We start from the raw sequence: 5269 nt of genomic DNA on the forward strand, positions 1-5269 counted from the left end.
GCGGCGGGGTGCCCGGGCGCGGCGGCCCGGCCGCCGAGGGCCGCCTGGGCTCGGCCCGCTTCGGCTCGGCCCGCTCCTGGGGCTCCCCGGGGCGGGCGGGCCGCTCGGGCGTCTCCGGCCGACGCGTGGGCTCGGGCGACCGCCGGGGCGGCTCAGCGGCCTTCTCGGGCGTGTCGGACTTCGCCTCTCGTCCCGCCTTCGCCTCTTGTCCGGCCCTCGCCTCTTGTCCGGCCTTCGCCGACTGCTCGGTCTTCGCGTCCCGCTCGGCCGGTCGCGGCGTTTCGGCCGACCGGTGCGGCGTTTCGGCCGACTGCTGTCGCGGCGTGTCGGCGGACTGCCGTGGCGTTTCGGCCGGCTGTGGCGGCGTGTCGGCCTGTCGTCGGTTTTCGGCCGACTGTGCGCTCTCGGGCTTCTCCGGGGTGTCGTCGGTCGTCATCGGCCTCACGCCCGGAACACATGGCGGCGGATCGCGGCCGCGTTGGAGAAGATCCGGATACCGAGCACGACCACGACTCCGGTCGACAGCTGGGCACCGACGCCCAGCTTGTCACCGAGGAAGACGATCAGTGCGGCCACCACCACATTGGACAGGAACGATACGACGAAGACCTTGTCGTCGAAGATCCCGTCCAGCATCGCCCGGAAGCCCCCGAAGACCGCGTCGAGTGCCGCCACGACGGCGATCGGCAGATAGGGCTCGACCACCGTCGGCACCACGGGTCGGACCACAAGTCCGACCACGACTCCCACGATGAGCCCCAATACGGCGATCACGATGTGCCCTTCCCTGTGTCGGCGTCACCCTTGCCGGAACCACCGGCTATCGGTTCCGCGGTGCGTACGATCAGGCTCGGCGCGGCCGGAAGCCGGAGCGAGTCCTGGGCGGAGATGCTCGTACGGATGTCATAGTTCTGCTGCAACACATGCAGGTACTGTCCGTCCGCACTGTTCTGGAAAGCGGTGCTCAGCCGCTGCCCGTCCCCCACCGCGAGCACCGTATACGGCGGAGCCAGCGGCTTGTTGTCGACCAGTATGGCGTCTCCCGCGGCCCTGATCGCCGAGAGCGCCGTCAGCCGCTGCCCGTTGATCGAGACGGCCTCCGCGCCCGACTCCCACAGGCCGTTGACGACACGCTGCATGTCGTGGTCGCGCACCCGGCCGGTGTCGGAGAAGTCGGCGCTCTCCCGTGGTCCCCCGCCGCCGCCCGCAGCGCCCTTGGCGTCGTCGACCACCAGCTTCACCCCGGGGCCCGTCACCTCGTTGGCCCCCGAGAGCAGCGCCACCAGATCGGCCCTGGCCCCGCCGTGCTTCTCCAGCGCCTGCCGCTGCTTCTCCCCGACCTCGCCGCGGAGCTTGTCCACGCTCCGGGCGAGCTTGTCCGCGTTCGAGTTCCCCGTCTCGATGCGATCGATCAGCTCTCCCCGCTCCTTGGCCAGCGTCGGCGCCGATATCCGCGCCTCGGCGGCACCGATGGTGATGACGACCGCGACCAGGACGAGACCGAAGGCCAGCCCCAATTTGGCCCGCACGGTGCGCGGCAGGCCCGAGCGACCGGTCTCTCCGCGCCGCGCGGCGGCCTCGGCGTAGCCGTCGTCAAGGCTGTGGTCCATCACATTGGTCAGCAGCGACATGGACGCGTCGAGGCGCGGGCGCGGGCGCGGCGATGCTGTGCTCCGAACGGGGGGCTGCTGCGACATGCCGCACATCGTCGCACGTGGGGGCCGCCGCCACCGAATGGCCCCTCCGGCGTGCCGGATCCGGGCCCTCGGGACGGCGGCCCCACCCGCTCAGACGTGCTCGGGCGGCCCCGGGATCAGCGCCCCGCGCTGTCCACGACGCTGGACCACTCGTCCAGCAGGGCCTGCGCGGACGCGTCGTCCGGGCCCTCCGCCCACAGATGGGTGACCGCCTCGGCCGGGTCGGGCAGCACCATGACCCACCGCCCGTCGGTCTCCACGACCCGCACCCCGTCGGTGGTGTCCACCGAACGGTCCCCCGCGGCCTCCACCACATGCCGCATGACCAGGCCCTTGACCGCCCAGGGGGTGGCCAGATCACGCCGCTGGACATGCGCCCGCGGAATGCGCGCATCGATCTGGCTCAGCGTCAGCTGAGTGCGCGCCACCAGCCCGATCAACCGGACGAAGGCCGCCGTGCCGTCGAAGACGCTGCTGAACTCGGGGATGATGAACCCGCCGCGCCCGTCCCCACCGAAGATGGTGGACTCCGACCGGGCGACCCGGGTCAGATCGTCCGCCGCGGTGGTCGTCCACTCCACCTGTGTGCCGTGGTACGCCGCCACCTGCTCGGCGATACGGGTCGTGGTCACCGGAAGCGCCACCCGCCCGCTGCGCCGCTCCGCGGCCACCAGGTCCAGCATCACCAGCAGCGCCCGGTCGTCCTCCACGATCCGGCCCCGCTCGTCGACCAGCGAGAACCGCTCACCGACCGGGTCGAACCGCACTCCGAACGCGGCACGCGCCGAGGCGACGATCTCGCCGAGCCGGGCCAGCCCCGATCGGCGGGCGTCGGCGGTCTCCGTCGGACGCGACTCGTCCAGGCCGGGGTTGATGGTCAGCGCGTCCACCCCGAGGCGGCCCAGCAGGCTGGGCAGCACCAGCCCGGCGCTGCCGTTGGCGGCGTCCACGACGACCTTCAGGCCGGATTCGGCGATGCCGCTGATGTCCACGGCGCGCAGCAGCGAGCCCGTGTACGAGTCGAAGACGCTCGACGGGAAGCTGAGGTCACCGATCTCGCCCGGGAACGCCCTGCGGTACTCCTGGCGGGCGTACACCCGGTCCAGCTTCCGCTGACCGCCCGCGGACAGATCGGCGCCCCGCTCGTCGAAGAACATGATGTCGACCGAGTCGGGCACCCCGGGCGAGGTCCGAATCATGAAGCCGCCGGCGCTGCCACGCGCGGTCTGCTGCCGGGCCACTGGCAGCGGCACGTTCTCCAGGTCGCGTACGTCGATCGCGCTGGTCTGTAGGGCGGAGATCATCGCCCGCTTGAGCGCCCGCGCGCCCCTGGAGTGATCACGCGCCGTGGTGACCGTGGAGCCCTTCTTGAGGGTCGTGGCGTACGCCCCGGCGAGCCGCACCGCGAGCTCCGGGGTGATCTCCACATTGAGGATGCCGGAGACACCGCGGGCGCCGAACAGATGGGCCTGCCCCCGGGACTCCCAGATCACCGAGGTGTTGACGAACGCCCCCGCCTCGATGGTCTTGAACGGATAGACCCGGACATTGCCCTGGACGATCGATTCCTCGCCGATCAGACACTCATCGCCGATGACGGCCCCGTCCTCGATCCGGGCGGCGCGCATGATGTCGGTGTTCTTGCCGATGACACAGCCGCGCAGATTGCTCTGCTGACCGACGTACACATTGTCGTGCACCACCGCCTTGTGGAGGAAGGCGCCGCTCTTCACCACGACATTGGAGCCGACGACGGTGTGCTCACGGATCTCGGCACCGGCCTCCACCTTGGCGTAGTCGCCGATGTAGAGCGGACCCCGGAGCACGGCCTCCGGATGCACATCCGCCCCTTCGGCGACCCATACACCGGGCGAGATCTCGAATCCGTCGAGCTCGACGTCGACCTTGCCCTCGAGGACGTCCGCCTGGGCCTTCACATAACTCTCATGGGTGCCGACGTCCTCCCAGTAGCCCTCGGCGACATAGCCGAAGATGGGCTTGCCTTCCTTCATCAGCTGGGGGAAGACATCTCCGGACCAGTCGACCGGGACATCGGGATCGACATAGTCGAAGACCTCGGGCTCCATGACATAGATGCCGGTGTTGACGGTATCCGAGAAGACCTGGCCCCAGGTGGGCTTCTCCAGGAAGCGCTCGACCTTTCCGCCCTCGTCGACGATGGTGATACCGAACTCGAGCGGATTGGGAACACGGGTCAAGCAGACGGTGACAAGGGCGCCCTTTTCCTTATGGAAATTGATCAGATCCGTAAGGTCGAAATCCGTCAGGGCATCACCCGAGATCACCAGGAAGGTGTCGTCCTTGAGTGCTTCCTCCGCGTTCTTGACGCTTCCCGCGGTGCCGAGTGGCTTCTCCTCATTCGCGTACGTGAGCTCCATGTCGAGCTCCTCGCCGTCACCGAAGTAGTTCTTGACCAGGGAGGCGAGGAACTGGACTGTCACCACGGTCTCGCTGAGACCATGCCGCTTGAGCAGCCGCAGCACATGTTCCATGATCGGCCGGTTGGCCACGGGAAGCAGCGGTTTGGGCATGGTCGAGGTCATCGGGCGCAGACGAGTCCCCTCGCCCCCTGCCATCACGACGGCCTTCATATCGGAAGCGTCCTCCTTGAAGAGTCGACGGTCATGCCGACCGCGCACGCCCGATGGCCCTTACGCGTGAAGTCGCTACGGGCCCCGGCCTCTATGGACGCCGCTACGGCGAGCTCAGTCGGCCGCGGTGTCCGCCCTGACGAGTCGGCGGACCTGAACCACGTAGAGGACTCCTGCCCACCAATAGAGTGTTGTACCCCATCCGGCGAACGCCCATCCGAAAATAGCGGCGGTCGTGTGAAGCCAGCCACTTCCCTCACTCAGAAGGAGCAACGGGAAGGCATACATCAGGTTGAAGGTGGCCGCCTTGCCGAGGAAGTTCACCTGCGGCGGCGGATAGCCGTGGCGCCGGAGGATGCCCACCATCACCAGCAGGACCAGCTCTCGTGCGAGAAGGGCCGCGGGGAGCCAGAGGGGCAGGATCTCGCGCCAGGTGAGACCGACAAGGGTCGACAGTATGTAGAGGCGGTCGGCCGCCGGGTCGAGAAGCCGGCCGAGACGGCTGATCTGGTTCCAGCGACGGGCCAGCTTCCCGTCGAGATAGTCGCTGATACCGCTGAGCGCCAGCACCAGCAACGCCCAGCCGTCGCTGTTGGGCCCGCCGAACTCGGGCCGGAGGATCAGCCACAGGAAAAGCGGCACGCCGACGAGGCGCGCAGCGCTGAGGATGTTCGGGATGGTGAGCACACGGTCCGTCTGGACGCGTGTCTCCTGTACCTCCACCCGGGAGCCTCCCGTGAGAACAGGCCGATGATGCTCCATGACTCTACCGGTAGGCCCGCACAGGCCCCGCACCGGGGCGTAGTGGACATGGGCACAAAAAACCCCGAGGGGAATGAATTTCCCATCGGGGTCTTTTGAAGAATTGTTCGGCGGCGTCCTACTCTCCCACAGGGTCCCCCCTGCAGTACCATCGGCGCTGAAAGGCTTAGCTTCCGGGTTCGGAATGTAACCGGGCGT

Annotated in this window: 4 protein-coding genes, 1 rRNA gene and 1 pseudogene; all 6 read right to left on the minus strand. The window is 68.5% G+C overall.

From position 1 onward, the window contains the following. Positions 1–436: pseudogene (locus ABD329_RS47150) on the minus strand (hypothetical protein); the annotation flags it as partial. A 5-nt stretch (positions 437–441) separates the two neighbouring features. Further along, a complete protein-coding gene (locus tag ABD329_RS47155) occupies positions 442–774 on the minus strand; it encodes a small basic family protein (protein WP_014058688.1) in 333 nt (110 codons plus the stop codon). Continuing rightward, positions 771–1697, minus strand: coding sequence for a DUF881 domain-containing protein (locus ABD329_RS47160; protein ID WP_246619058.1), 927 nt, complete (start codon positions 1695–1697; stop codon positions 771–773). Before ABD329_RS47160 ends, ABD329_RS47155 begins: the two co-directional genes overlap by 4 nt. Before the next feature lie 116 nt (positions 1698–1813). Beyond that, a complete protein-coding gene (locus ABD329_RS47165) occupies positions 1814–4309 on the minus strand; it encodes a mannose-1-phosphate guanyltransferase (RefSeq protein WP_037964941.1) in 2496 nt (831 codons plus the stop codon). A 114-nt stretch (positions 4310–4423) separates the two neighbouring features. Next, positions 4424–5032: a cardiolipin synthase ClsA gene (clsA, locus tag ABD329_RS47170; RefSeq protein WP_198281239.1), complete on the minus strand. Its 609-nt coding sequence runs from the start codon at positions 5030–5032 to the stop codon at positions 4424–4426. Between the two features lie 144 nt (positions 5033–5176). Continuing rightward, positions 5177–5269: ribosomal RNA gene (gene rrf / locus ABD329_RS47175) — 5S ribosomal RNA — on the minus strand; the annotation flags it as partial.

This window comes from Streptomyces javensis (assembly GCF_039525925.1).
Taxonomy (GTDB): domain Bacteria; phylum Actinomycetota; class Actinomycetes; order Streptomycetales; family Streptomycetaceae; genus Streptomyces; species Streptomyces asiaticus.